This window comes from Exiguobacterium algae (assembly GCF_018617875.1).
Taxonomy (GTDB): domain Bacteria; phylum Bacillota; class Bacilli; order Exiguobacteriales; family Exiguobacteriaceae; genus Exiguobacterium; species Exiguobacterium algae.
In genome coordinates this window covers 239,883-263,437 of the sequence record NZ_JACSKZ010000001.1, presented here as the reverse complement: position 1 = coordinate 263,437, position 23,555 = coordinate 239,883, and the positions used below count along the sequence as shown (strand labels likewise).

Sequence of the window (23,555 nt, the reverse complement as noted above, 5' to 3'; positions counted from 1 at the left end):
AAATTTTGTCCGGTCTCTTCAACAACGAGAGATTGGAGGGAAATCGTTATGATTTTGAAAACATATGATACAATATTAAAAGGTTAATACGTAGAGAAGGAAGGGATATCCATGGCGATTTTGATTGTAGACGACGAACCGGTCAATACACTCGTTCTCGAGCAATTGCTGCACAAGCACGACTATGAGACGGTATCGGTCGCAAGCGGGGAAGAGGCGCTCGATTTGCTGATGTCTCCACAAGCCCCATCGCTGTATGATCTCGTCCTGTTAGATGTCGAGATGCCCGGGATCTCCGGAATCGAGACGTGCAAACGGATTCGCCAGATGCCAGAATATGATGAACTGCCGGTCATCATGGTATCCGGTCGTACAGAAGAGAAACAAATTGCCGAAGGGCTCGACGCCGAGGCGTCCGACTATACGACGAAGCCGATCAAAGTGACGGAGCTCCTCGCCCGTATCCGTTCCGCACTTCGCTATAAGGCGGCGGTCGATGAACGGAAGATGTATGAAGCGCGACTTCAATACGACCTCGACCTCGCGCAAAAGATTCAACAAAGTGCCCTCACCCCACCGATCAGCAATGAAGAGATCGATCTGCGCGCCCTTTACTTGCCATCGAAAAAACTGGCGGGGGATATGTATGCCTGGTTCCAGGTCGCACCGGACCGCTACGGGGTCATCATCTTCGACGTCATGGGGCACGGGGTCTCGTCGGCACTTATCACGATGGGGATCCGGTCGATCCTTCCGGGTCTCGTCGGCAACGTTCAATATCCGGTCGACGTCATGACGGAGCTGAACCGCCAGATGACGTTCTTGTTCTCGGGAGATGACATGCACAGCTACTTCACCGCCGTGTACTGTTATATCGACACGACGAAGCGCCGTATCGAGTATGTCAATGCCGGTCATCCGCCGGTCATCGTCTCGTCACCGGACGGGAACTGTCGATTGGAGACGACAGGCGTGCCGGTCGGGATGTTCGAAGAACCGAATTATGAGTCGAAAGAGATTGCGATCACGCCTGACATGACCCTCCATATGTATACGGACGGTTTGATGGAATGCTACAGCAAAGACATCGACGACGGGATTCGTTGGCTCGAGAAAGACATCGACACGTACGGCCTGGACTACAGTCGACATGTGGCCGAAGAACTCGTACCTAAAATTGAGATCGATGACGACCTTTGTCTCGTCACGGTCAAGATCACATAAAAACGTCCTGGCGCAATCCATTGCGCCAGGACGTTTTGTCTAGAAGTATCGTTTCCGCCATAAAATATAAAAGGCGAGTCCTGAGAACCCGATCATCATGGTGATGGCCATGATGAAACCGAACGGTTGCCCTTCCCAAGGCACCTGGACGTTCATCCCGAATATCCCCGATATCATGGTCGGGATACTGAGGACGATTGTGATCGATGCCAGGAATTTCATGACGAAGTTGACGTTGTTCGAGATGATCGAGCCGAATGCCTCCATCTTGATGCTGATGATGTCGTTGTAAATCGACGCCATTTCCATCGCCTGTCGGTGTTCGACGAATACGTCCTCGAGGAGTTCCTCGTCCTCTTCATGTTTCTCTAAACTTGGCGTTTTGACGATGCGGTCGAGGACGCTGTCGTTCGCCTTCAAGGACGTCATGAAGTAGACGAGGGATTTCTGCAGGTTCATCAACTGAAAGATTTCCTGGTTTCGCATCGAGCGTTGTAATTCCTGCTCGAGCTCGTCCATGCGCCGGTCAATCTGGCGCAAGAAGCGCAAGTACGTCATACTCACGCGATGTAAAATCTGAAAAACGAAGCGGCTCCGGTAATTCGTGCGGAACAGCCGCGCCTTCCCGTTGACGAACAGATTCAACACGTCCAGTTCACGGGAACAGACGGTAATGAAATGGCGGCCCGTCACGATAATACCGAGCGGGATCGTATTGTAGGCGCGTCCTGTGTCGTCTTCTTCGACATACGGGACGTCGATGATCATCAAGAGCCCTTCATCATCTTTTTCAAAACGCGGTTTCTCTTCAATATCGAGTGGGTCATAAATGAAGTCTTCCGGGATGCCGGAGGCCTCGATGACTTGATCGGCCTCATCTTTTGTCGGATTTACGAGGTGAATCCAACTCCCTTTATCAAAGTCTTCGATTTCGTCCACACGGCCTGATGCGTCAGTACGGTAAATCGTCAGCATGCATCTTCCTCCTACCTTAACTCAATCTTATTATAGGTAGCCGATTCATAGAGTGCAATCCATAGCAGGAGTTTTTTTGTTTTCTCTCGAAAACATGTTACAGTTGGGTGGAACGTGATTGGAATCGTGGATTGAGGAGGGATTGGGTTGACGAAAATGCCCGAAGACGCTCTGTTTAACGAAGAAAAGTTGGCGGAGCTCCATCAAATCGCAAACGGGAACATGGAGTTTCTAAATAAAATCGCACAAACATATATTCAGCAGTTCGAGGCAAAATACCCTGAACTGAAAGAGGCGGTGGACAAGACCGACGCCGAGCGTGTCGAGCAATTGGCCCACTTGTTAAAAGGTGCCTCCTACTCGGTCGGGCTTGAACAGACGGCCACCCTGTTCCATGAACTGGAGTTGGCAGGGGAGAAGGAAGCACTCGACGGGGCGGATTCGCTCTTACTTGAAATCGAGACGCAGGTGGAACGGTTCCTGATTGAATGGAATACGCACTTCGAACAATTGACGTAATGTAAAAGAGGTTCCGCGACACAAGTCGTGGAACCTCTTTTTTGATTAACCGACGAATTCATCAAGCGTCGCGATCAGGATCCCGATTTCTGGTTTCGTGATCTGAGCGTTCGCCCCGACGGCTTCCCCTTTGTGCTTCAAGTCATCCGAGATGAGTGAAGAGAAGATGATGATCGGGAGTGAGGCATAACGGTCCATCTCACGGAGACGTTTCGTCAAGTGGAGACCATCCATTTGCGGCATCTCGATATCCGTGATGAGAAGGTCGCATTCTGCTCCTTCTGCCTCGAACGCCTCGAGTGCCTCTTTCCCGTTGTTGAAGATTGTCGTGTTGAAGTACCCCGCATCATCCAACGTATCGAGGATGAGGGTCCGCAACATTTCCGAGTCTTCCGCGATCCAAATGTTTTTGTTCGAACGCTCCCGCGCACCGAGTCGTTTGACTGACTCGCGTGCCATGATGTCTTTGCGGGAAAGCTCAAGGGCGATCCGCTCGTAGTCAAGGAGGATGATCATCTGGTCACCAGTTTTGACGACACCGTTCGTGATTCCTTGTACACCTCGCGCAAGGTCTGAAGGCGTATCGATTTGTTCCCATGAGATGCGTTTGATTTCCGTCACCTGGTCGACACGGAGAACCGATTTCTCACCGTTGAACTCGCAGACGATCAAACGGTCGTCGCTTCCGACTTCACGTGGATGGCTGATGACCATCGGTAAATCGATGACGGTCATGACCTCGCCGCGTAACTCGATGAGTCCCATGATGGCTTCGGGTGTACCCGGGAGTGGTGTCAGTGGAAGCATCGTGATGATCTCACGCACTTTCATGACGTTGATGCCGAACAAGAACGGTCCGGCTTGGAAAATGACGATCTCTAATTCATTCGTCCCAGCTTCAAGTAAGATGTTATGGTCCATGCTCAATGGTTGTCCCTCCTAATTCACGTACTCTCTACCTTACTATCGGTTTCCTTTGAACAAATCTATAGTATAAAAGTGTCAAAGTCGGGTCGGAATTCACAAAAAGTTTTGGAGAAACCGTTTACATTACATAAACTGAATCTTTATAGTTGTTCCGGTCGAACAATTTTGCATACAATGGGGTTGGCAACGAGATATTACAGCTTACTCAGGAGGCAGATAGAGATGATGAGTATGAACACATATCCATATTTAATTAACGGACAATGGCAGGAATCTTCATCGAAGGAAACGATTGAACTCGTTTCACCATACACGGATGAAGTGGTCGGTCGTGTCCAGGCAATGTCACGCGACGAAGTCGATGAGGCAATCCATGGCGCAAAACGTGCACAACAGGAATGGGCGGCGCTTCCGGTCAACAAGCGTGCCGAACTGTTATACGCATGGGCTGAAAAGCTTGAAGAACGCGTCGATGAGATTGGTCAGATCATCATGCAGGAAGTCGGAAAGAACTTGAACGATGCGAAGAAAGAAGTCGTTCGTACCGCTGAAATCATCCGCTACACGGCTGAGGAAGGCATCCGCTTCAACGGCGGGTTCATGCAAGGGGATTCGTTCCCTGGCGGCTCAAAAAACAAGATGGCGATCATCAAGAAAGAGGCACTCGGTGTCGTACTCGCGATCTCACCATTCAACTATCCGGTAAACTTGGCGGCTGCCAAGATCGCACCGGCACTCATCACTGGGAATGCCGTCGTCTTTAAACCGGCGACACAAGGCGCAATCAGTGGTGTCAAAATGATCGAAGCACTTCAAGATGCCGGTCTACCAGCTGGGCTTTTGAACCTCGTCACAGGTCGCGGTTCGGTCATCGGTGACTATTTGACGTCACACCCGGGCATCGACATGATCACGTTCACTGGCGGGACAGGCACAGGTCAACACTTGTCTCAACAAGCCTCGATGGTACCGGTCGTGCTCGAGCTCGGCGGAAAAGACCCGGCACTCGTGCTCGAAGATGCGGACATGAAGCTGGCGGCTGACCAGATCGTCAACGGGGCATTCTCGTACTCGGGTCAACGCTGTACGGCAATCAAACGTGTCTTCGTCCTCGAAGAACAAGCTGACGAGTTGGTCGACTTGTTGAAAGCACGTGTCGAAAAACTCTCGGTCGGCTCACCGGCTGAAAACAGCTTCATCGTCCCGCTCATCGATCAAAAGTCGGCTGACTATGTTCAGGGCTTGATCGACGATGCGGTCAACAAAAAAGCGACGGTTGTCCACGGCAACAAGCGTGAAGGGAACCTCCTTCACCCGACATTGCTCGACCATGTCACAAGTGACATGCGCGTCGCTTGGGAAGAGCCTTTCGGACCGGTCCTTCCGATCATCCGTGTGAAGTCGGTCGACGAGATGATCGAACTCACGAACGAATCGGAATTCGGTCTTCAAGCGAGCGTCTTCACGCAAAACATCAACAACGCCTTCACGGTCGCGGATAAATTGGAAGTCGGTACGGTCCAGGTGAACGGACGTACGGAACGTGGTCCTGACCACTTCCCATTCATCGGCGTGAAGCAGTCCGGCCTTGGTGTACAGGGAATCGGGCGCAGCCTTGAAACGATGACACGCGATAAAGTGACGGTCATCAACTTATAATCATTTTTTGAGGGGAGAAATCCCCTCTTTTTTTGTTTCATTGAAAACAAATCTTTCAGACGGGTATAATGATTAAAGATAGGTAGAAAGGGTGGTGAAGACGTGGCGGACTGGATTTCTAGCCAACTGGCAAGGCTCGACATTCCGACACCGTTTGAGGTCGGGAACGTGAACGTATATATCGTCGAGCATATGAACCGTTTTTTCATGGTGGACTGTGGACCGGATACGGAAGAGGCGTGGACTTCACTGAACCGCCAACTCGAGGAGCTCGAACTGTCGTTAACAGACATCGACTTTTTATTTTTGACGCATCACCATGCCGATCATGCGGGTCAAGCATGGCGACTGCGCGATGCCTCGATCCCGGTATACGGGCACGAGAAGCTCGTCAGATACTTAGAACAAACCCCTAACTTTTTAAAGCGGGGCAATGCCTTTTTACATGAATTGGCGCTCTCATTTGGCGCGCCGGAACCGCTCGTCGAAAAGTTGCCGGACTATCGGGAGGCCCTTCGTTGGATCGGACCGACGACCTTGACGATGACCTTCACGGACGGTCAGGCCATCACAGCGGACGGGGCGTGGCGTACGATTCACCTCCCGGGTCATGCGAGCGACCAACTCGGCCTGATCGGACCGGGCGGGGTATTGATTGCTGGTGACCACTTGATCGATACGGTCGAGCCGAACCCGCTCATCGAGCAACCGTATGATGATGAAGGATTTGCCTCACCGGTCATCCTCTATATCGATTCGCTCAAAAAACTGCAGACCATCGAATTGAAGCTCGTCGTCAGTGGCCACGGGGAACCGATTCACCATCCGGCGTCCTTGATCGAGGACCGGATCGAGCAACGGTATATGCGAAGCGAACAGCTGTTGACGGATTGGGAGGACGGACTGAGCGTCTTCGACTGGTCGATGAAGCTGTACGGTCGAAAAATGCGACGCGGCATGCCGCTCGTCTTTAGTGAAGTCTTCGCCCGTCTCAGTCTGCTCGAAGAACGTGGGGACGTCGAACGGCAACGGGTCGACGAAAAATGGATCTATGTGAAAAAGGAAGCGATACAGTGAACAAAGTAGTCATCACAGGTGCGTCAAGCGGATTCGGTGCCGCATTGGCGCATTCTTTTTATGAACGAGGGTATAACGTGTTATTGATTGGCCGGAACGAGGAACGGTTAAAGCGGCTCGCCGCAGAGTTGTCCGGCGAATGGCTCGTGGCGGATGTGACCAAGACGTACGCATCGCTCGTCGAAGACGTGATCCGGACGCACGGGCATTTTGACGTCTGGGTGAACAATGCGGGGGTCGCCGAGTTTGATCTTGTCACGGATCAAACGACGGACGTCATCGAGGAGACGATGCATGTGAATGCGGTCGCACCGATGATCCTGTCCCGTGATTGCGCTAGACTGATGGAACCGGGCGGGGCCATCATCAACGTCTGCTCACAAGCCGCCAAAGTCCCGACTCCGAAGTCTGCCGTCTATGCAGGGTCGAAAGCGGCATTTCTCCAGTTTTCCAATGCGCTGCGACTCGAGTTGAAACCAAACGGGATCCACGTGTTGACCGTAAACCCGGGACCGATTGCCACGCCGTTCTTTGAGCGGGCTGACAAGAGCGGGAAGTATGCGGCGAGTGTCAAACGAATCATGCTCGACCCAAAGCGTCTCGCGGACCGGGTGGTTCACGCTTTGAAGAAGCGAAAGCGTGAAGTCAATGCGCCGTGGTGGATGAACCTTGGTGCGAATGTGTACGCAATCTGTCCATCCTTGTTCGAACTGCTGGCAAAACGGGGATTTGACAAAAAGTAAAAGGGGGAGACCGATGAAAACATGGGGAATGGGGTTACTGCTTAGCTTGTTCGTTTGGTCACTCGCCGGTTGCGGATCGGAGTCGAGCGTCTCGTTTTCCGACTCGTTCGAGGATGCGGTGAGCGCTTCCGAGCAAACGACCGTCAATTTCTATTTATGGGGTGGGGATGAAGGAATCAACCGTTATCTCGACGACTTTGTCGCTCCGCGCCTTCAAGAGCGCTATGGTATTGAACTGAACCGGGTACCGATGGACACCGCGGAGTTCATCCGGCAACTGTCTCTCGACAAGAAAGCAGACCGCAAGCAAGGGAGTATCGACCTCGTTTGGATTAACGGAGACAATTTCCGAAACGCCCGGGAAGCAGGCTTACTGCGAGATGAACTCCCGAAACGTGTACCGAACGCCGATTTGTTGAACGAGACGGCACAGCAGTCAGATGCCGGCACCCCGACTGACGGACTCGAGCTCGCCTGGGGAAACGTCCAGTTCGTCCTTCATTACGACGCGGCGAAAGTAGCGGAGCCGCCTTCAACTTTTGAAGAATTACGGCGCTGGACCGAAGACAATCCAGGCCGCTTCACGTATCCTGAAGTGACCGACTTCACCGGGAACGCCTTCATCCGTCATCTGCTCGTAGCGCGGTATGGGACCGGACTGTCTGACGGGACTGAAATCGAGGATACGTTCTGGGATGAGTTGACGTCATGGGGACCGTATTTGTGGAAGGAGGGGCGGACGTACCCACCGACACTCGAACAGCTCGACCAGCTGTACGCTTCAGGAGACATCTGGATGACGATGGGCTTCAATGAGCGCCGTGCCGAGGCGGAGGTGAGGGAAGGCGTCTTCCCGAAAGAAACCAAGGCGCTCGTCCTTGATCACTCCATCGCCTCGACCCACTTTTTAGCAATCCCGTACAATGCCCCAAATCCGGACGGGGCGCTCGTCGTCATGAATGAGCTTCTGTCACCGGAGGCACAACGCGTCAAGCAGAGTGCCGAGTACTGGGGAGACGGGACGTCACTTGACTTGTCGAAGCTGAATGACCGGGAGCAGGCTGAATTTGAAGCGCTGGAGGCGGGGACGACGTACCCAGACCCGGACCTGCTTCGTGAGCGTGCGGTCCCGGACTATGGTCCGGCGATCATCGACGCAGTCCGTGAGGAGTGGCCACGTGTTGTCCGCTAGCGTCCTCCTGACAATTGCCGTGTCTCTACTATCCGTCGTCTCGCTGTTGTTCCTCGCGCAAGGGGCGAGGGGGACGGATTGGATGACGTTATGGATGGATGAAACGTGGCGGGATAGTTTGGGCATCACCTTGTACGTCGTCCTCGCGTCGACGTGCATGTCACTCCTGATCGGGACGTGGCTCGCGCGGACCGTGTCGTTTAGGCAGTGGCCATTCGTCTCCCGGGTCCTGCGTCTCCCGATGTTCGTCCCGCACATCGCTGCGGCCTATTTGTTTTTGATCTTATTTTCAGGACAATCTGGCGGCGGGTGGTTTGATGCGAATGAGCCGCACTATGTGACGGTCATCCTGACGTATGTGTGGAAAGAAGTCCCGTTCGTCTTTTTGATGATGGGGGTCACTTATGAGCAGGTCAATCAGGGCTATCGTGATATGGCGAGAACGCTTCAACTCTCACCTGTCCAGCAATTCAGGCATGCCGAACTCCCTTTTTTGATCAAGCCGCTCCTCGATACGTTCTGGATCTTGACGGCGTTTATCTCGTTTGCGTACGAGGTCCCGTCCCTTCTCGGCGTGACCTATCCGAAGTTGCTCGGAGTTCTCGCATATGACCGCCTCTCGACAGGACTCTATTTGGAGTCGAGTGAGCCATACGCCGTCGCGCTCGTATGGACGGTCTTTGTTACAGGCGGAGTGGTAGTCTCCTACATGGCGACGCACAGACTCCGGCGCCGAATCGAGAGAGGGGTGAGAAGATGATCCGTCAATTCTTCATCGTCTGCCTTGTCCTCTTTCCATTCATCGGATTGTTTCGGGCGTCACCTGATTTTCAGGCAAGCAGTCAAGAGACGATGTTACAGACAATCGGTTTGATTTTCGTCTTGGCGCTCGTGAACGTCTGGCTTGCCTTCACCTTAGCGTGGTGGCTCATGTGGACGGAGTCCCGCCTGAAGCCATGGGTCGAATGGCTCGTCTTCTTGCCGCTCTTCATCCCGCTCTTGGCGAGCTTGTTCGGGATGTATCTCGTCTTTGCGGAAGTCGGACTCATCGGCTCACGCATCGGGGTCGGGCTCGCCTTGTTGATGGCGACGCTCCCGTACTCGATCCGCTTGGCATACAATGGGATGTACGTCATCGGTAGACCGATGCTCGAACAATCACTCGGGTTACCACCCTTCAAACGCATCTTGTATGTACTGATCCCGCTCTTCTCGGGGTCGATTCGCACGATTATCCTGTTCACGACGGTCATTCTGCTCAGTCAGTTCGCACTCGTCCAATTGATCGGGGCAGGGCTGGTTTCGACCGTGACGACGGATTTTTATCAAACCTACGCCGGGAATGATCGTTCCCGCGCGCTGACGAATACGTGGATGTTGATTCTTTTGCCCTTGATCCTTTACATAGGGCTTGGTGGATTGAGCACGTGGTTCGTACGTCGATTGAAAGGACGATTATCATGACGCTTCGCTTGGTGCAACTGCATAAACGATTCGGCAAAACGGACGTCCTCGATGGTGTAGACCTGGTTGTCGAACCGAACGAGATCCATGCCGTGATCGGGGTGAGCGGGTCGGGGAAGTCGACCCTCTTACGCATCATCTCCGGGCTCACCGCAGCTGACCGCGGCGACGTCTATTGGCGAGACGTTCCGCTCGGAAATCTTCCGGCCCATAAACGAAACATCACCATCCTCTCACAGTCGACCCTGTTGTTCCCGCACTTGACCGCGGGCGAGAACGTCGCACTCGCCTGTCCCCGGAAAAACCGGGAAGAGGCGGAACGATGGCTGGAGACGGTGCATCTGAAAGACCGTTACGATGCAGAGGTGCATGAACTGTCGGGTGGGGAGCAGCAACGCGTCAGTCTGGCCCGCGCCTTGGCAGCCCGGCCGGAGGTGCTTTTGCTCGATGAGCCGTTCACCAACCTCGACCCGAGACTGAAATATGAACTACAACGTTTCATTCGGGATCTGGTGAAGGAGCTGAACTTAACGACCATCCTCGTTACGCATGACCGCGAGGAGGCGATGCTCATGGCCGACCGTTTGTCCTTGTTGAAAGACGGTAAGGTGAGTCAGACCGGGACGACGGACCAGTTGTACGAGACCTCGTCTGATTTCGGGGAATTTGTCACGGTGAAGGGGCGTTCGCTCCCGGCAACTCGTGTGATTGTCAACGAAACGTCCGGTGACCCGGTCGTGCTAAAACGGAAGCTGTTCCGGTTCGGACAGCTGTTTGGCGAATATCAGGACGCGGACGGCACGTATTTGATTTTACCGAGTCTCGAACGCTATGAAGTCGACGAGACCTACTATATAAAGAAGAAGGAGGAGTAACATGCTAGACACGTATGGGAGTCGGTGGGTTCAGCCTGTCATCGAACGGGGAGCCGACCGGCTGTTGAAATGGAAATTCACCCCGAACGAGGTGAGCCTGCTCGGAGGGATCATCGGTATCTCTGTCGGGCTGTTCATCTATAATGATATGCACTGGACGGCGGTCGCCCTGTTGTGGCTTTCCGGGCTGTTCGATGTATTGGATGGCACGATGGCTCGGCGCTCCCGGACGAGCGGATTTGGGACGGTGCTCGACCTCGTCCTCGACCGGTTTGTTGAGTTGTCGGTCGTGATCGCGCTGGCACTCCGCTATCCGGAATTCATGCCGATCTTCTTACTGCTTGTCGGTTCGTTCGTCGTGGCGATGACGTTGTTCCTCGCAGTCGGGGCAAGCAGTTCCCGTCGTTCCGAGAAGACGTTTTATTATCAGCCCGGGATCATCGAGCGAACGGAATGCTTCATCTTATTCACGCTCATGATCCTCTTCCCGAACTGGGTCGGCGGGATTGCGCTCTTGTTCCTCTTGCTGGAGGTCGTGACGATCACACAACGCTTCATTGAAGCGAAGAGGATCTTACGATGAAGCCGCGTCTCGTGCTCGCAGGGCTCGGACACGGGCAACTCGAACTGTTGGACCGGCTCGATGCACTCCAAGAGCGTTATGAGGTCGTGTTCATCGGTTCGATGACGACGATTTATACCGGTGCCTTTCCGCAAGTGCTGGCCGGGCTCATGAATTCTGCGACCGTGCCCTTACCGAACGTGTCACCGGTGGCGAATCGGGTACTGTCGATCGACCCTGACGCAAAGCGGGTTATGACCGAAATCGGACCGGTTCCTTATGACAAGCTCGTCCTGTCGACAGGTGCGCAAAGTAGGGGGACCGGGCTGCGGTTAAAACCGATGACGTCCGAGTTGATCGAATTGATTCAAGCGAGCGAACGATTGAGCATACTCGGAGGCGGAAAGGCCGGGGTTGAACTTGCCTTCGTCTGTGTCCGCTCGAAGGCGGTCACGCTCTATGCCCCTGAGATTTTGCCCGAATTGCCAACTCGTTCACGGAAGCAAATCGAACGCCAACTCGTCGCTTCCGGTGTGAACGTCATCAAACAGAAACGGGTCCATGTCGAAGATGAGCTCGTACTTGATGCGACCGGAATCGTGCCGGTCGAGTGGTGGGCAGAATCGGGACTGGCCGACAGCGGCGCATTCATCCCGACGGATGCGTATTTACGGCAGATCGATTATCCTGAGATCTTTGTGACGGGTGACATGGCAGAAGTCTTGAACGGGGGCGTCGATGCGGTCCGGTCCGGGAAATATGTTGCCGCCCAGTTATTGGGGGAGACTCACCGGCCCTTCAGGCAAAGGCAATCGATGAATATTTTATTGACGACGCCGGGAAAAGCATTGCTCACATTCGATTCGTTCACTTGGCATGGGCGCCTGCCGTATGTGTTGAAACGGTTCATCGACAGGAATTATATAAGACGGTTCAAGCGATCTGAATCGCTGATTGGATAAAGAAAAAAGACCACATCGTTGTGGTCGAAGTGAACATTCATCTTTACGGCGCAAAGCGAGCGCTCACCTTAGGAAGAACGCTCTTTTTACGTTCATTCACTTGGCATAAGTCCGATCACGTCATACGATACCGGAGCGATCAGGACCTGAGGGGTCTCGAGGACCCGGTTCTCATCCATCGGGAACGTGACGAGCCAGGCTTCTTGGCCGAGATACCCCTCATCAAGGAGGGCATACCGGTCATCCACAACGGTGGATTCAACGGTCGCTTGCTCGAGGTCGCCGTCCATTATGGTCACCCCATCCAGTGTATTCACGTATTCGAAGGCGGCACGTGTGATTTCATATACCTCTGGAGAAGGTTGGGTCTGATCGACGGGCTGTTCTTCGGTACATCCGGTCAAGAATGAAGCGGTAAAGAAGAGAGCGAAAAGCGAATTACGAAGACGTTTCATTCGGGATCAACCTCTTTTCTGTTCATGTCAGTGATTAGATTTTGATTTCAGTATAAAGGAATGGATGGGGCATTGGTAAAAAATCACAAAAAAACCTGTAGCGGGCTACAGGTTTTGGTCTTATGCTTGAATCGTATCGAGGAACGAGCGGATTTGCATCTCCGTCTTGGCGTTTGCCGAGTGGAGGTGCTCTTGTTTTTCACCGTCTTTATAGAAGAGAAGTGACGGGATGCCACGGACTTCTTGTGAGTCGGACAGTTCCGGCAGTTCGTCGCGGTCGACGACGTGCCAGTTGAACTGCGGGTAATCTTTGACGAGCTCATCGACATACATGGCGAGACGTTTGCAGTCCGGGCACCAGGATGTCGTGAAGATCACCATCCCTTGCTCTTTCGTCGCCTCTTCAAATTGTTGAGCTGATTGAATCGGTTGCATGGGCAACTCTCCTTTCTTCTATCTATTTTGTCGGGTTTTAAACGTGTCGTCAACAGGTTGACATTCCCGAATGTTTCGTAGATTATGATACACTAGTGAAAATAGTATGATAAGGAAAAGGTGATGGAAATGGCGTTACGTCACGCACTGCTCGGATTATTGACCCATCAGCCTGCGACCGGTTACGCGTTGAACGCGACGTTTAAGGCGCAAATGATTCACTTTTGGCACGCTCACCATACACAGATTTACCGCGAACTGTTGAAGATGGAGGAAGAGGAGCTCGTCTCGGCGGAGCATGTCTCGCAACAGGAGTTGCCGGACAAAAAGATTTATTCGATCACAGACCACGGTCGTGAAGAACTGATCAACTGGCTGCGTCAACCGACCTCTTTCCAACCTAAAATGAAAGATGAGAACTTGCTCCGTGTCAGTCTGTTGCAGCTGCTGCCGCTCGATGAGGCGATTCGGTACATCGAGGAGACGAAAATCCACCACGAACAAGTCGCGCAACAGATTCGCCTCTTCCAGGAAGAGCATCAAGCGGACGAAGATACGCTCGGCTACTTGTTGACGAGCGAGTATGCGATCCGCATGATGGAGAATTATGCCGGATGGGCCGATTGGGCCATCGAACAGATGAAAGCACGAAATCAAAAACACGTGACCTGATTCATTCAGGTCACGTGTTTTTTATATGGATGAACCGGAAGCCGGGCAAGTAGACGGTCAAGCTGGGCTTCATCGATTTCAGTGCGATCAGCGGCAATCGTCTCTTCAAGCTGCTGGACCGAGGAGGCACCGGGCAAGACGACGTCACAGAACCGACGGGCCGCGGCCAAAGCATACGCTTGAATCGGTCGCGGCATCAGTGCCAGCTCACCTGCTAGCTCATCCGCATGCCACGCCTCAAAACCACGGTCGCTCAACCGTTGCTCCCATTCATCCGTCAGTAACCCCTTGGCGAGGACACCACGCCCGACTACGGGGATCTTTCGATCGAGCGTCTCGGCACGACGGTCGAGGAGAGAATACGGGGTCATCCAAACGTCTAATTCCCCATGCTTGAGCCAATACCGGATGACGTTCGGTCGAATCGAAGACAGGCCGATCTGTCGGATGAGTCCCTGCCGCTTCTGTTCCCGCATGAATTCGATCGTCGCATCGAGGTCATCCTCAAGCGTCCCTCCGTGGATATAGTATAAGTCCAGGTAATCGGTCTTCAGTCGCTCAAGTGAGCCGTGTAGCGCTCGTTCGAGATAATCAGGGGACGGGTTCCAGCGCATGCCGTCTTCTGTCAATTCATTCCCGCCCTTACTGGCGAGGAACAGGTCGCCGCGGTGGGACGGGATGACCTCCCCGATGATCCGTTCGACGTCATGACGCGCATACACGTCCGCGGTGTCAATATGACGGATGCCTGAAGAAATGGCGGTCTCGAGAATACGACGGGCTTCGTCCTCCCCGTGTTTTAAAATCGTCATCGTTCCTAGTCCAAGTTCACTCATGTTTTTTCCTCCTTGTTCGGGAAAGATGTTTGTCTCATAATCAGAGTATATCGAAAAGTGAGGGGAACGCATATGGAAGAGAAAACAATTGAACGGGAAGTCATCTATCAAGGAAAAATCTTTGACGTCGAAAAACACGTCGTCTCCCTTCCGAACGGAGGGACGTCTGTCCGTGAACTCGTCTACCATAACGGGGCTGTCGCAGTCCTCGTCGTGGATGAGTCGGACCGGATCGTGCTCGTCGAACAATACCGGAAAGCGTTCGAGTCGATGTCACTCGAGATTCCGGCTGGGAAACTGGAAAAAGGCGAGGAGCCGCTCGCAAGTGCGCGCCGCGAGTTAGAAGAAGAGACGGGCTATTCGGCCGAGTCGCTTGAGAAAATCTTTTCTTTCTACGGGGCTCCAGGATTTTGTAGTGAACGGGTCGACGTCTTTGTCGCGAAAGGATTATCAGCCGGCGAGATGAATCTGGATGAGGACGAATTTTTAAACGTGAAGCGCTATGCGTTTGAAGAGGCGGCGTCCTTGCTTGAGACCGGTCAGATCACGGATGCGAAGACGATCATGGCGATTCAATGGTGGCAATTATCCAGATTAAAATAATTCTAATCTAGGTGGGGATGTGATACACTTACATAGGAATGATTTTAAATTGAAAAAATGATCAAACTTCGGTATGATTTCAGTAGCGAACTATGTTAAGAGGGGGCGCCTTATGGAAACGCGGATTGAACGAATTAAACAGCAATTGAGCGCCAAAGGATATAAACTGACACCACAACGTGAATCGACAGTCCGGATTCTATTAGAAAACGAGAGCGATCACTTGAGCGCGGAGAACGTGTTCATGCTCGTCAAAGGCATTGCGCCTGAGATCGGGCTGGCGACCGTTTACCGGACGCTTGAGCTTCTGACTGAACTCGGGGTCGTGGATAAAGTCAACTTCGGCGACGGTGTCGCACGCTTTGACCTTCGTCCGGAAGGGGCGAACCATTCACACCATCACCTCGTCTGCGTCGAGTGTGGTTCGGTCGAAGAAATCATGGAGGACCTACTCGTCGACGTTGAGAAAAAAGTCGAAAGCAAATATGAATTTTTAATCAAAGACCATCGCTTGACGTTCCATGGCATCTGTAAAGTATGTCAGGCAAAAGGCGTCACGCTCGAAGGTCATAAAGCAGTCATCAACGGGTAAACACCATCAAACCGCTTCTCGAATGAGGAGCGGTTTTTTATTTTTTCGAGATCTGTGAAAACGTCACCATAAATTGTCACAAAAACCTTATAAAAAAATGAGGTCAGACATCTTCACAACAGTTTACATAAGTGATATGCTGTAAGCGTATTCAGGTGTTACGAGGAAGGAGGAGGGTAAAATGCGTTCGCAGGTCGAGTCATTTCTGCAATATATGACAGTAGAAAAACGGATGTCCGCCAACACGAGACAGGCATATGCGAGCGATTTGACCCAATACGTTTCGACATTGACACAACTCGGGGTCGAAGATTGGAACGACGTGACGCGGTCCCATATCGTCAAGCATATCGAAGAACTGTCACAAGCCGGTCGAGCGGCCTCGTCGTTACGGCGTGCTGTTAGCTCGATTCGCATGTTCCATCATCATTTGAAGATGACGGGCGTCACGACGACCGATCCGTCACTTTATCTGGAATCCCCGAAGGCCGAGCGGCATCTCCCTGACACATGGTCGCAGGAAGAAGTCGAGCGTCTGCTCGACAGCGTGCCGACATCAGACCCGCTCGCACTCAGGGACCGGGCGATGCTTGAGCTGCTGTACGGGACCGGGATGCGTGTCAGTGAACTTTTGGGTCTCGATTTGGATGATTTGCAGTTCGAATTGGGGTATTTACAGTGTGAAGGCAAAGGAGAGAGCGCCCGGATCATCCCGGTATCTTCTGTCGCCCAAGGCTTCGTCGAGCGGTACATCCAACAAGCCCGAAACGGTCTTGGTGGACGTGAAACCGATGCACTCTTCTTGAATGGAAGAGGCGGCAGACTGAGCCGTCAAGGATTTTGGAAGATGATCAAACGACGTGCGAAAGAAGCCGGAATCGAGAAGGAAATCACCCCTCACGTGCTCCGCCATTCCTTTGCGACGCACCTGCTCGAGAACGGGGCCGACTTACGTGCCATCCAACAAATGCTCGGGCACGCCGATTTGGCAACCACTCAAATCTACACGCACGTCAACAAGTCGCGTCTGCATGATGTCTATCGAAAACATCACCCTCGCGCCTAGACACCTTAAAGGAGGAATTTTTTGTGAAGAAGTTTAAACGTATTTTCTTGGTCGTCATGGACTCGGTCGGTATCGGCGAAGCGCCGGATGCTGCAGAGTTTGGTGACACAGGTTCAGACACGCTCGGACATATCGCGCGTGAACATAACGGTTTGAACATGCCGAACATGGGTAAACTCGGACTGTCTAACATCAAGCCGCTCCAAGGAATCGACGTTTCGGATGCACCGAGTGCATACGGACGTATGGAAGAAATCTCTGCCGGAAAAGACACGATGACAGGCCACTGGGAGATCATGGGTCTCCATATCGAGACGCCGTTCCGCGTGTTCGAAGAATTCCCGGATGATTTGATCCATCGTCTCGAAGAGTTCAGCGGCCGCAAAATAATCGGGAACAAGCCGGCTTCTGGAACAGCGATCTTAGACGAACTCGGTGCCGAACATGTCGAAACAGGAGCGCTCATCGTCTATACATCAGCTGACTCGGTTCTTCAAATCGCAGCGCACGAAGACGTCGTCCCTGTCGAAGAATTGTATCGCATTTGCGAATACGCCCGTGAGATCACACGCGAAGACCCGTACATGCTCGGCCGCATCATCGCACGTCCGTTCATCGGCGAGCCGGGAGCATGGGTACGTACGTCAAACCGTCATGACTATGCGCTCAAGCCGTTCGGCAAGACGGTTATGAACACACTCGAGGAAGCAGGAAAAGATGTCATCGCCCTCGGGAAAATCAGCGACATCTACGACGGAGAAGGGGTCACGAAAGCGATCCGTACGAAGTCGAACATGGACGGGATGGACAAACTCGTCGACTCGCTCGAGGAAGACTTCGAAGGTCTTTGCTTCTTGAACTTGGTCGACTTTGACGCATTGTTCGGTCACCGTCGTGACCCGGAAGGATATGCGATCGCGCTTGAAGAGTATGATGCGCGTCTCCCTGAAGTGATGGAGCGTCTGCGTGAAGACGATCTCTTGATCATCACGGCCGACCACGGGAACGACCCGGTTCACACCGGAACGGACCATACGCGTGAGTACGTACCGCTCATCGTCCATCACAAGGGCGCAAAACCGGTCGACCTCGGTATTCGCGGCACATTCGCAGATATCGGTGCGACAGTCGCTGAAAACTTTGACGTCAAAGCACCATCAAACGGAAAGAGTTTCTTAAACGAAATTTGAGGAGGCAACATTCATGGTAAATTGGAACGAAACAAAAGCGTTTTTGCAGGAGCGTATGAACGGCACACCGGAGATCGGCTTGATTCTTGGGTCAGGTCTTGGTGTACTCGCGGATGAGATCGAAAACCCGGTCGCCATCCCTTATGAAGAGATTCCGCATTTCCCGGTATCGACAGTAGAAGGACATGCCGGACAACTCGTCTTCGGTGACCTCGAAGGAAAGCGCGTCGTCGCGATGCAAGGACGGTTCCACTTCTATGAAGGATACTCGATGGAACAGGTAACGTTCCCGGTACGTGTCCTCAAATTGATCGGTGTCGAGACACTCATCGTCACGAACGCAGCAGGTGCTTGTAACGAGAACTTCAATCCGGGCGACTTGATGATCATCACGGACCACATCAACTTCTTCGGGACGAGCCCGCTCATCGGGAAAAACGCGAGTGAGTTCGGAACACGCTTCCCGGATATGTCAGAGGCGTACGATAAAGAACTCGTCAAGCTCACAGAACGTGTAGCAGGCGAGCTCGGTCTTGCGGTTCAAAAAGGGGTGTACTTCGGAAATACAGGTCCAACGTATGAAACACCTGCTGAAGTCAAGATGGCACGTCTTCTCGGTGGGGACGTCGTCGGGATGTCGACAGTTCCTGAAGTCATCGTGGCACGTCATTCAGACATGCGTGTCCTCGGTATTTCTTGTGTGTCAAACATGGCGGCAGGTATTCTAGACCAACCGCTCAACCACGAAGAAGTCATTGAGACGACAGAGCGCGTCCGCCAAGACTTCCTTTCACTCGTACGTGGCACGATCCGCAGCATGTAATCAAACAATATTTCCTATTAGGAGGACGAGACTTATGCGTATGGTCGATTTGATTTTGAAAAAACGAAACGGTGGAGAATTGAACGAGGAAGAAATTCGTTTCATCATTGAAGGATACACGAACGAGACAATCCCGGACTATCAGATGGCGGCATTGTCGATGGCGATTTACTTCAACGGCATGACAGAGCAAGAGACAGCGGCCCTCACAATGGAGATGGTCAAGTCAGGTGACACGATCGACCTTTCAAACATCGAAGGGAAGAAAGTCGATAAGCACTCGACTGGCGGAGTCGGTGATAAGATCAGCTTGATCGTGGCGCCACTCGTCGCTTCAATCGGGATCCCGGTCGCGAAAATGAGCGGTCGCGGACTCGGTCATACAGGTGGAACAATCGACAAACTCGAATCATTCCCTGGGTTTGACGTCGAGTTGACAGAAGAACAGTTCACGAAGCAAGTAAATGATATTAAAATGTCGATCATCGGTCAGACGGGTAACCTGACACCGGCCGACAAACGCCTTTATGCACTTCGTGACGTGACGGCAACGGTCGAGTCAATCCCGCTCATCGCAAGTTCGATCATGTCGAAGAAAATCGCAGCCGGCGCCGACAGCATCGTCCTTGATGTAAAAACGGGCTCAGGTGCGTTCATGCGAACGTTTGACGACGCAAAAGCACTTGCAGAAGAGATGGTAGCCATCGGGAAAAACGTCGGCCGTAAAACGATCGCGGTCATCACAGACATGGATCAGCCGCTCGGATTTGAAATCGGAAACGCGAACGAGGTCAAAGAAGCGATCGAGGTCTTGTCTGGTAAAGACGTCAAAGACTTGAAGACGATTGCCCTTACGATCGCAGGTCACATGGCGGTGCTCGGCGACTTCTACGACACGTTCGAAGAGGCCTACGCAGACCTTGAGAAGCGGATCGCGGACGGCCATGCGCTTGACGTATTCCGTAAGTTCGTCGAAGCACAGGGCGGAGACGCATCACTCGTGGATGACTTGACGAAATTGCCGCAAGCTTCATACGAGACGACGTTCGTCGCGAAAGAGTCGGGTTACGTCCAGTCGATCATCGCGGATGAAGTCGGTGTCGCAGCGATGCTCCTCGGTGCAGGCCGTGCGACGAAAGAAGATAAAATCGACTTCGCAGCAGGTATCACACTCGAGAAGAAAGTCGGCGACCGTGTCGAAGCGGGCGATGTGATCGCGGTGCTTCGTTCGAACATCGAAGACATGTCTTCAGCGGTCGAGCGTTTGGATCATGCTTACACAATCGGTTCAACACAACCGGAAGCACGTCCACTCGTTCACGCGGTCATTCAATAATTCAGAACGCCTGTTTCCACAAAACAGTGGAGACAGGTGTGTTTTTTTGATAGAATGGGCAATGTGAGTATATTTTGTACGATACATATTGAATAAAAGGGGTTGCTTGAAGATGAAAAAAGGCTCTATGAAACTTGAAAACGGCGAAATGATTGAATTTGATTTGTTCCACAACGAGGCGCCAATCACGGTCGAAAACTTTGAAAAACTAGCGAACAGCGGGTTCTACAACGGATTGACGTTCCACCGTGTCATCCCTGGTTTCGTCAGCCAAGGCGGATGCCCGCAAGGCACAGGAATGGGTGGCGCAGGCTACACAATCCCATGTGAGACATCGACTTCATTCCCACACAAACACGAAGCCGGTTCACTCTCGATGGCACATGCGGGTCGCAACACGGGATCGTCACAATTCTTTATCGTTCACGAGCCGCAACCACACCTTGACGGCGTACACACAGTGTTCGGGAAAGTGACGTCTGGCCTTGAACATGCGGTCAAACTTCGTCAAGGCACGAAGATGGCAGAAGTGAAGGTCTGGGACGAGAATTGATTTTTGCCTGAACGTTATGGCACAATGGACCCTGTCTGTCACGTCTTCACTTCGTGAAACTTGAATGACTAAAGGTGGTGAACCCAGCAATGCTGGTAAAATATAAACGTTCTTATGAAAAGACGGCGATGGGCTTGCTCGCATTTTCCTGCAGCGACAAATCGCCACTCAGCTTGCTTGAACTCGTAAGGTCTTACGAGGAAGATGAGTCGAGGTTCCTCTACTTGTGGAAAGTCGACGAGGACTTTGTCGGCGTCATCGGGATGGAACAGCAAGGAACGATCATGGTCATCGACCATATCGCCTTGTCACCTTCTTTCCGTGGCGAGAAGCGTTCGTATGAACTGCTCGATGAAGTGAGAACCGTTCTTCCGCTCGACCTGACACTCGTCGGAAAAGGGAAGACCGGAGATTTGCTCGATAAATGGAACCAGTTGGTCGTGTGACCAAAGACCGCAGTCACAATCGTGGCTGCGGTTTTTTTGTCTTACTCAGGGCGGTTCGGAATATCGTGACGAAACGAAGAAGGCGAAATCAACTGACAAGAAGAACCAGAATAATTGTTGAAGAATAGGTTGAATCAAATGAGGTGTAACGATTTTTGAGGGGAGGGCATGAATCGAATGACGCTTGATGAATTGATCAGAAGGTTGGACCTGGTCATCAGCCGAAAGCTGTCACGGGAAGCGCTATCCGACTGGGCGTACGAGCAGATGATGGTATTGGAACAAAAGGACGGGTTCGATTGGTCGCTCTACGACCAAAAGGTATGGGAGTGCTTGACCACGTTGTATGGAATGGACCTACTGGAGACGCCGACCGAATACTTGCATGATGATCGCGACCTTGAGGAATGGATGCGATCTTTTGAAGAAATGAACAGAACGTGAGACGTTTCCTGTAGAGAATGAAAAAACGAGCCAGTCAACGCCTGCCTCGTTGTCGTTCCGCTAGCGCGAGTTCACGCTCGGTGATGACATCGGTCCGGTCGCGGAGGAGATGGCGATGGACGAGCTCTTCGAACGTCAGCTCGGTGTCCGGGAACGTGGTTTTGAGTGCATCGACTTGTGCCCGAACGTCTGAGGTCAGGGGGAGTCTAGCCTGAAGTGGCCATTCGTCGAGATGGGCTCTGAACGAATCGACGTCGATCCCGAGCGCCTCAAGGTGCGGGGTCGCCACGTCGATTTTTTGTTTGAGACGGGAGAGGCTCTTCTTTGCCCCGACGACATTTTCACGTCGGAGATGATAGTGGATGACGGCATACTGAATGAGGGCGGCGTAGCCGTGGTGCTCACGGTTTCCGGCCTGCCATGCCTCTTCTAACACTTCATGACATTCAAAATAATCGGCATGACATTCAAAAAGCAACGTATAATGAATAAAAGGGGTCATCATCTATTTTCTCCTTTCGTGGTCACTGTACTACAAAACATGTTATACTAAAGCGCAAAAATGTAAAATGGCAGGTGTCTCTATGGAAGCCTATAACGTCAAAATCGATACGTTCGAAGGTCCACTCGACCTGTTGCTCCATTTGATCGGTAAAATGGAGATTGATATTGTCGACATTTCCGTGGCTGAAGTCACTGACCAGTATGTCGGCTTTATTCGCACGATGCAAAAATTTGAACTCGACGTGGCCAGTGAGTATTTGGTCATGGCGGCGACGCTGCTTCAGTTGAAGAGTAAGCAACTCTTACCGCCGGTCCCGGTCGAGGATGACGAAATACCTGACTTTATCGAAGAACCGACGCGTGAGGGCCTCATTCGTCAATTGATCGAATATAAAGCGTACAAGGAAGCGGTCGTCTTCATGCGGGAGCAGGAAGAGAACCGGTTAGAGCTGTACACTCGCCCTGGTGAGGATTTGACGAAGTATATGACCGAGGAAGTGTCTAAATACGACGGACCGCTCAACTTCTCGGACCTCTTGCATGCCTACTCAAAAATGATTGAACGGAAGCGCTGGAAAGAACGGCGCAAAAAAACCATTCAACGTGAAGAGCGGACGGTCGAGGAACAGATGACGCGGCTGCATGAGCATGTGTCTGTCAACCAAGAAACGTCATTCTTTTCATTCTTCCAGGAACGACCGAACGTCACCGACCTCGTGGTCACGTTCATGGCGTTGCTTGAGTTGATCAAACTACGTGTCGTGGAGACGAAACAGCTCGACCAGGATATTCATATCTCATTCGTCGAGACGGCAAAGAAGGGGGATGAAGCGGTTGTTGTCTTATGAAACGATTATTGAAGGCCTGCTCTTCGTCGTCGGAGAGGAAGGGATGGAAGTCCGTGCGCTCGCGGAGACGCTCGATATCTCCGAAGCTGCCGCAAGAGAGCAGTTGACGAAACTCGAGGCCTCATTCAAAGACTCGGGTCGCCCGTTCCAATTGATCGAATCGGCTGGCGTCTATAAACTCGTGACGGCGCCCGATGTCTCACCGTATATTCAAAAATACGTCGGAACGATGGCGGAACAGGCACTGTCCCGTGCCGCGATGGAGACACTTGTGATCATTGCCTACAAGCAACCGGTGACACGTGCCGATATCGAAGAAGTACGAGGCGTCAAGGTTGAACGGGTCATCCATACGCTGCTTTCGAAAGGGTTGATCGAGTCGGCGGGTCGCACGAAGTCGATCGGTCGTGCCAAGCTGTACCGGACGACGGAACACTTCCTCGACCATTTCGGATTCAACTCGCTCGATGAGCTGCCACCGTTAACATTTGAGGATGAACTATCTGACGAAGGCGATTTGTTCTTCGGACAGGAAGCACCGAAGCAAGAAGAAAGATTGGAGAAGGATTAATT

Annotated in this window: 29 protein-coding genes; 23 read left to right on the top strand and 6 right to left on the bottom strand. The window is 52.4% G+C overall.

Annotation, left to right across the window (positions count from 1 at the left end; genetic code table 11):
- Positions 1-111 precede the first annotated feature (111 nt).
- Positions 112-1,224, top strand: coding sequence for a PP2C family protein-serine/threonine phosphatase (locus KNP03_RS01305; RefSeq protein ID WP_214824097.1), 1,113 nt, complete (start codon positions 112-114; stop codon positions 1,222-1,224).
- A gap of 39 nt (positions 1,225-1,263) precedes the next feature.
- On the opposite strand, the gene KNP03_RS01300 is transcribed toward KNP03_RS01305, so the two are convergent.
- Entirely contained in the window at positions 1,264-2,199 is a 936-nt protein-coding gene (locus tag KNP03_RS01300) for a magnesium transporter CorA family protein (RefSeq protein ID WP_214824095.1), read from the bottom strand.
- A 156-nt stretch (positions 2,200-2,355) separates the two neighbouring features.
- Here KNP03_RS01300 and KNP03_RS01295 point away from each other — a divergent pair, with 156 nt between their 5' ends.
- Positions 2,356-2,718: an Hpt domain-containing protein gene (locus KNP03_RS01295; protein WP_214826156.1), complete on the top strand. Its 363-nt coding sequence runs from the start codon at positions 2,356-2,358 to the stop codon at positions 2,716-2,718.
- Positions 2,719-2,763: 45 nt separating this feature from the next.
- On the opposite strand, the gene KNP03_RS01290 is transcribed toward KNP03_RS01295, so the two are convergent.
- Complete coding sequence (locus KNP03_RS01290; protein ID WP_214826154.1) at positions 2,764-3,639, bottom strand: chemotaxis protein CheV; 876 nt, start codon at positions 3,637-3,639, stop codon at positions 2,764-2,766.
- A 228-nt stretch (positions 3,640-3,867) separates the two neighbouring features.
- Between KNP03_RS01290 and KNP03_RS01285 the strand changes: the two genes are divergently transcribed.
- The 9 genes from KNP03_RS01285 (at position 3,868) to KNP03_RS01245 (ending at position 12,179) form a co-directional block, all read left to right on the top strand.
- Positions 3,868-5,304: an NADP-dependent glyceraldehyde-3-phosphate dehydrogenase gene (locus KNP03_RS01285; protein ID WP_214824093.1), complete on the top strand. Its 1,437-nt coding sequence runs from the start codon at positions 3,868-3,870 to the stop codon at positions 5,302-5,304.
- A gap of 102 nt (positions 5,305-5,406) precedes the next feature.
- Positions 5,407-6,381, top strand: a complete 975-nt coding sequence (locus KNP03_RS01280) for an MBL fold metallo-hydrolase (RefSeq protein ID WP_214824091.1) — start codon at positions 5,407-5,409, stop codon at positions 6,379-6,381.
- Positions 6,378-7,124, top strand: coding sequence for an SDR family NAD(P)-dependent oxidoreductase (locus KNP03_RS01275; RefSeq protein WP_214824089.1), 747 nt, complete (start codon positions 6,378-6,380; stop codon positions 7,122-7,124). The genes KNP03_RS01280 and KNP03_RS01275 overlap by 4 nt, the downstream gene beginning before the upstream one ends.
- A 13-nt stretch (positions 7,125-7,137) precedes the next feature.
- Positions 7,138-8,316 (top strand): ABC transporter substrate-binding protein, encoded by a 1,179-nt coding sequence (locus KNP03_RS01270; RefSeq protein WP_214824085.1) that lies wholly within the window; start codon positions 7,138-7,140, stop codon positions 8,314-8,316.
- A complete protein-coding gene (locus KNP03_RS01265) occupies positions 8,303-9,076 on the top strand; it encodes an ABC transporter permease (protein ID WP_214824082.1) in 774 nt (257 codons plus the stop codon). Before KNP03_RS01270 ends, KNP03_RS01265 begins: the two co-directional genes overlap by 14 nt.
- Positions 9,073-9,780 carry an ABC transporter permease subunit gene (locus KNP03_RS01260; protein ID WP_214824079.1) on the top strand — a complete coding sequence of 236 codons (708 nt, stop codon included), beginning with the start codon at positions 9,073-9,075 and terminating at the stop codon, positions 9,778-9,780. Before KNP03_RS01265 ends, KNP03_RS01260 begins: the two co-directional genes overlap by 4 nt.
- A complete protein-coding gene (locus KNP03_RS01255) occupies positions 9,777-10,655 on the top strand; it encodes an ABC transporter ATP-binding protein (RefSeq protein WP_214824076.1) in 879 nt (292 codons plus the stop codon). The genes KNP03_RS01260 and KNP03_RS01255 overlap by 4 nt, the downstream gene beginning before the upstream one ends.
- 1 nt (position 10,656) lies before the next feature.
- Positions 10,657-11,238 carry a CDP-alcohol phosphatidyltransferase family protein gene (locus KNP03_RS01250; RefSeq protein WP_214824073.1) on the top strand — a complete coding sequence of 194 codons (582 nt, stop codon included), beginning with the start codon at positions 10,657-10,659 and terminating at the stop codon, positions 11,236-11,238.
- Positions 11,235-12,179: an NAD(P)/FAD-dependent oxidoreductase gene (locus tag KNP03_RS01245; RefSeq protein WP_214824069.1), complete on the top strand. Its 945-nt coding sequence runs from the start codon at positions 11,235-11,237 to the stop codon at positions 12,177-12,179. Before KNP03_RS01250 ends, KNP03_RS01245 begins: the two co-directional genes overlap by 4 nt.
- 92 nt (positions 12,180-12,271) lie before the next feature.
- Here KNP03_RS01245 and KNP03_RS01240 read toward each other — a convergent pair whose 3' ends face one another.
- Positions 12,272-12,634: a hypothetical protein gene (locus tag KNP03_RS01240; RefSeq protein WP_214824067.1), complete on the bottom strand. Its 363-nt coding sequence runs from the start codon at positions 12,632-12,634 to the stop codon at positions 12,272-12,274.
- A gap of 120 nt (positions 12,635-12,754) precedes the next feature.
- Positions 12,755-13,069, bottom strand: a complete 315-nt coding sequence (locus KNP03_RS01235; RefSeq protein WP_214824065.1) for a thioredoxin family protein — start codon at positions 13,067-13,069, stop codon at positions 12,755-12,757.
- Between the two features lie 123 nt (positions 13,070-13,192).
- On the opposite strand from KNP03_RS01235, the gene KNP03_RS01230 reads away from it, so the two are divergent.
- On the top strand, positions 13,193-13,741 hold the full coding sequence (locus tag KNP03_RS01230; protein ID WP_240544404.1) for a PadR family transcriptional regulator: 549 nt from the start codon (positions 13,193-13,195) through the stop codon (positions 13,739-13,741).
- Positions 13,742-13,746: 5 nt separating this feature from the next.
- On the opposite strand, the gene KNP03_RS01225 is transcribed toward KNP03_RS01230, so the two are convergent.
- The gene (locus KNP03_RS01225) at positions 13,747-14,577 is read right to left on the bottom strand and encodes an aldo/keto reductase (protein WP_214824064.1); all 831 of its coding nucleotides are present in this window, start codon (positions 14,575-14,577) and stop codon (positions 13,747-13,749) included.
- Between the two features lie 72 nt (positions 14,578-14,649).
- Between KNP03_RS01225 and KNP03_RS01220 the strand changes: the two genes are divergently transcribed.
- The 9 genes from KNP03_RS01220 (at position 14,650) to KNP03_RS01180 (ending at position 21,630) form a co-directional block, all read left to right on the top strand.
- Positions 14,650-15,180, top strand: coding sequence for an NUDIX hydrolase (locus KNP03_RS01220; protein ID WP_214824063.1), 531 nt, complete (start codon positions 14,650-14,652; stop codon positions 15,178-15,180).
- Positions 15,181-15,292: 112 nt separating this feature from the next.
- The gene (gene fur / locus KNP03_RS01215; protein WP_214824061.1) at positions 15,293-15,772 is read left to right on the top strand and encodes a ferric iron uptake transcriptional regulator; all 480 of its coding nucleotides are present in this window, start codon (positions 15,293-15,295) and stop codon (positions 15,770-15,772) included.
- Between the two features lie 181 nt (positions 15,773-15,953).
- Positions 15,954-16,838: a site-specific tyrosine recombinase XerD gene (gene xerD / locus KNP03_RS01210; protein WP_214824059.1), complete on the top strand. Its 885-nt coding sequence runs from the start codon at positions 15,954-15,956 to the stop codon at positions 16,836-16,838.
- Positions 16,839-16,861: 23 nt separating this feature from the next.
- Positions 16,862-18,028, top strand: coding sequence for a phosphopentomutase (gene deoB / locus KNP03_RS01205; RefSeq protein WP_214824057.1), 1,167 nt, complete (start codon positions 16,862-16,864; stop codon positions 18,026-18,028).
- A gap of 13 nt (positions 18,029-18,041) precedes the next feature.
- Positions 18,042-18,851 (top strand): purine-nucleoside phosphorylase, encoded by an 810-nt coding sequence (locus KNP03_RS01200; RefSeq protein ID WP_214824055.1) that lies wholly within the window; start codon positions 18,042-18,044, stop codon positions 18,849-18,851.
- A 34-nt stretch (positions 18,852-18,885) separates the two neighbouring features.
- A complete protein-coding gene (locus KNP03_RS01195) occupies positions 18,886-20,187 on the top strand; it encodes a pyrimidine-nucleoside phosphorylase (RefSeq protein WP_214824054.1) in 1,302 nt (433 codons plus the stop codon).
- 112 nt (positions 20,188-20,299) lie between these two features.
- Positions 20,300-20,740: a peptidylprolyl isomerase gene (locus tag KNP03_RS01190; RefSeq protein ID WP_214787641.1), complete on the top strand. Its 441-nt coding sequence runs from the start codon at positions 20,300-20,302 to the stop codon at positions 20,738-20,740.
- Between the two features lie 89 nt (positions 20,741-20,829).
- Positions 20,830-21,186: a GNAT family N-acetyltransferase gene (locus KNP03_RS01185; RefSeq protein WP_214824052.1), complete on the top strand. Its 357-nt coding sequence runs from the start codon at positions 20,830-20,832 to the stop codon at positions 21,184-21,186.
- A gap of 168 nt (positions 21,187-21,354) precedes the next feature.
- Complete coding sequence (locus KNP03_RS01180; RefSeq protein ID WP_214824050.1) at positions 21,355-21,630, top strand: hypothetical protein; 276 nt, start codon at positions 21,355-21,357, stop codon at positions 21,628-21,630.
- A 34-nt stretch (positions 21,631-21,664) separates the two neighbouring features.
- Here the strand turns inward: KNP03_RS01180 and KNP03_RS01175 are convergent, their stop codons facing one another.
- The gene (locus KNP03_RS01175) at positions 21,665-22,135 is read right to left on the bottom strand and encodes a DUF309 domain-containing protein (protein ID WP_240544403.1); all 471 of its coding nucleotides are present in this window, start codon (positions 22,133-22,135) and stop codon (positions 21,665-21,667) included.
- A 79-nt stretch (positions 22,136-22,214) separates the two neighbouring features.
- On the opposite strand from KNP03_RS01175, the gene KNP03_RS01170 reads away from it, so the two are divergent.
- Positions 22,215-22,982 carry a segregation and condensation protein A gene (locus KNP03_RS01170; protein WP_214824048.1) on the top strand — a complete coding sequence of 256 codons (768 nt, stop codon included), beginning with the start codon at positions 22,215-22,217 and terminating at the stop codon, positions 22,980-22,982.
- Positions 22,960-23,553 (top strand): SMC-Scp complex subunit ScpB, encoded by a 594-nt coding sequence (gene scpB / locus KNP03_RS01165; protein ID WP_214824044.1) that lies wholly within the window; start codon positions 22,960-22,962, stop codon positions 23,551-23,553. The genes KNP03_RS01170 and scpB overlap by 23 nt, the downstream gene beginning before the upstream one ends.
- The last annotated feature ends 2 nt before the right edge of the window (positions 23,554-23,555 follow it).

Coding starts and splice junctions, on each gene's coding strand:
- KNP03_RS01190 (WP_214787641.1), top strand. CDS start 20,300: ATGAAAAAAGGCTCTATGAAACTTGAAAACGGCGAAATGATTGAATTT.
- KNP03_RS01255 (WP_214824076.1), top strand. CDS start 9,777: ATGACGCTTCGCTTGGTGCAACTGCATAAACGATTCGGCAAAACGGAC.
- KNP03_RS01175 (WP_240544403.1), bottom strand. CDS start 22,135: ATGATGACCCCTTTTATTCATTATACGTTGCTTTTTGAATGTCATGCC.
- KNP03_RS01245 (WP_214824069.1), top strand. CDS start 11,235: ATGAAGCCGCGTCTCGTGCTCGCAGGGCTCGGACACGGGCAACTCGAA.
- KNP03_RS01235 (WP_214824065.1), bottom strand. CDS start 13,069: ATGCAACCGATTCAATCAGCTCAACAATTTGAAGAGGCGACGAAAGAG.
- KNP03_RS01305 (WP_214824097.1), top strand. CDS start 112: ATGGCGATTTTGATTGTAGACGACGAACCGGTCAATACACTCGTTCTC.
- KNP03_RS01230 (WP_240544404.1), top strand. CDS start 13,193: ATGGAAATGGCGTTACGTCACGCACTGCTCGGATTATTGACCCATCAG.
- fur (WP_214824061.1), top strand. CDS start 15,293: ATGGAAACGCGGATTGAACGAATTAAACAGCAATTGAGCGCCAAAGGA.
- KNP03_RS01295 (WP_214826156.1), top strand. CDS start 2,356: ATGCCCGAAGACGCTCTGTTTAACGAAGAAAAGTTGGCGGAGCTCCAT.
- KNP03_RS01185 (WP_214824052.1), top strand. CDS start 20,830: ATGCTGGTAAAATATAAACGTTCTTATGAAAAGACGGCGATGGGCTTG.
- KNP03_RS01200 (WP_214824055.1), top strand. CDS start 18,042: ATGGTAAATTGGAACGAAACAAAAGCGTTTTTGCAGGAGCGTATGAAC.
- KNP03_RS01260 (WP_214824079.1), top strand. CDS start 9,073: ATGATCCGTCAATTCTTCATCGTCTGCCTTGTCCTCTTTCCATTCATC.
- KNP03_RS01240 (WP_214824067.1), bottom strand. CDS start 12,634: ATGAAACGTCTTCGTAATTCGCTTTTCGCTCTCTTCTTTACCGCTTCA.
- scpB (WP_214824044.1), top strand. CDS start 22,960: ATGAAGCGGTTGTTGTCTTATGAAACGATTATTGAAGGCCTGCTCTTC.
- KNP03_RS01300 (WP_214824095.1), bottom strand. CDS start 2,199: ATGCTGACGATTTACCGTACTGACGCATCAGGCCGTGTGGACGAAATC.
- KNP03_RS01285 (WP_214824093.1), top strand. CDS start 3,868: ATGATGAGTATGAACACATATCCATATTTAATTAACGGACAATGGCAG.
- KNP03_RS01195 (WP_214824054.1), top strand. CDS start 18,886: ATGCGTATGGTCGATTTGATTTTGAAAAAACGAAACGGTGGAGAATTG.
- KNP03_RS01250 (WP_214824073.1), top strand. CDS start 10,657: ATGCTAGACACGTATGGGAGTCGGTGGGTTCAGCCTGTCATCGAACGG.
- xerD (WP_214824059.1), top strand. CDS start 15,954: ATGCGTTCGCAGGTCGAGTCATTTCTGCAATATATGACAGTAGAAAAA.
- KNP03_RS01225 (WP_214824064.1), bottom strand. CDS start 14,577: ATGAGTGAACTTGGACTAGGAACGATGACGATTTTAAAACACGGGGAG.
- KNP03_RS01270 (WP_214824085.1), top strand. CDS start 7,138: ATGAAAACATGGGGAATGGGGTTACTGCTTAGCTTGTTCGTTTGGTCA.
- KNP03_RS01220 (WP_214824063.1), top strand. CDS start 14,650: ATGGAAGAGAAAACAATTGAACGGGAAGTCATCTATCAAGGAAAAATC.
- KNP03_RS01180 (WP_214824050.1), top strand. CDS start 21,355: ATGAATCGAATGACGCTTGATGAATTGATCAGAAGGTTGGACCTGGTC.
- KNP03_RS01290 (WP_214826154.1), bottom strand. CDS start 3,639: ATGGACCATAACATCTTACTTGAAGCTGGGACGAATGAATTAGAGATC.
- KNP03_RS01170 (WP_214824048.1), top strand. CDS start 22,215: ATGGAAGCCTATAACGTCAAAATCGATACGTTCGAAGGTCCACTCGAC.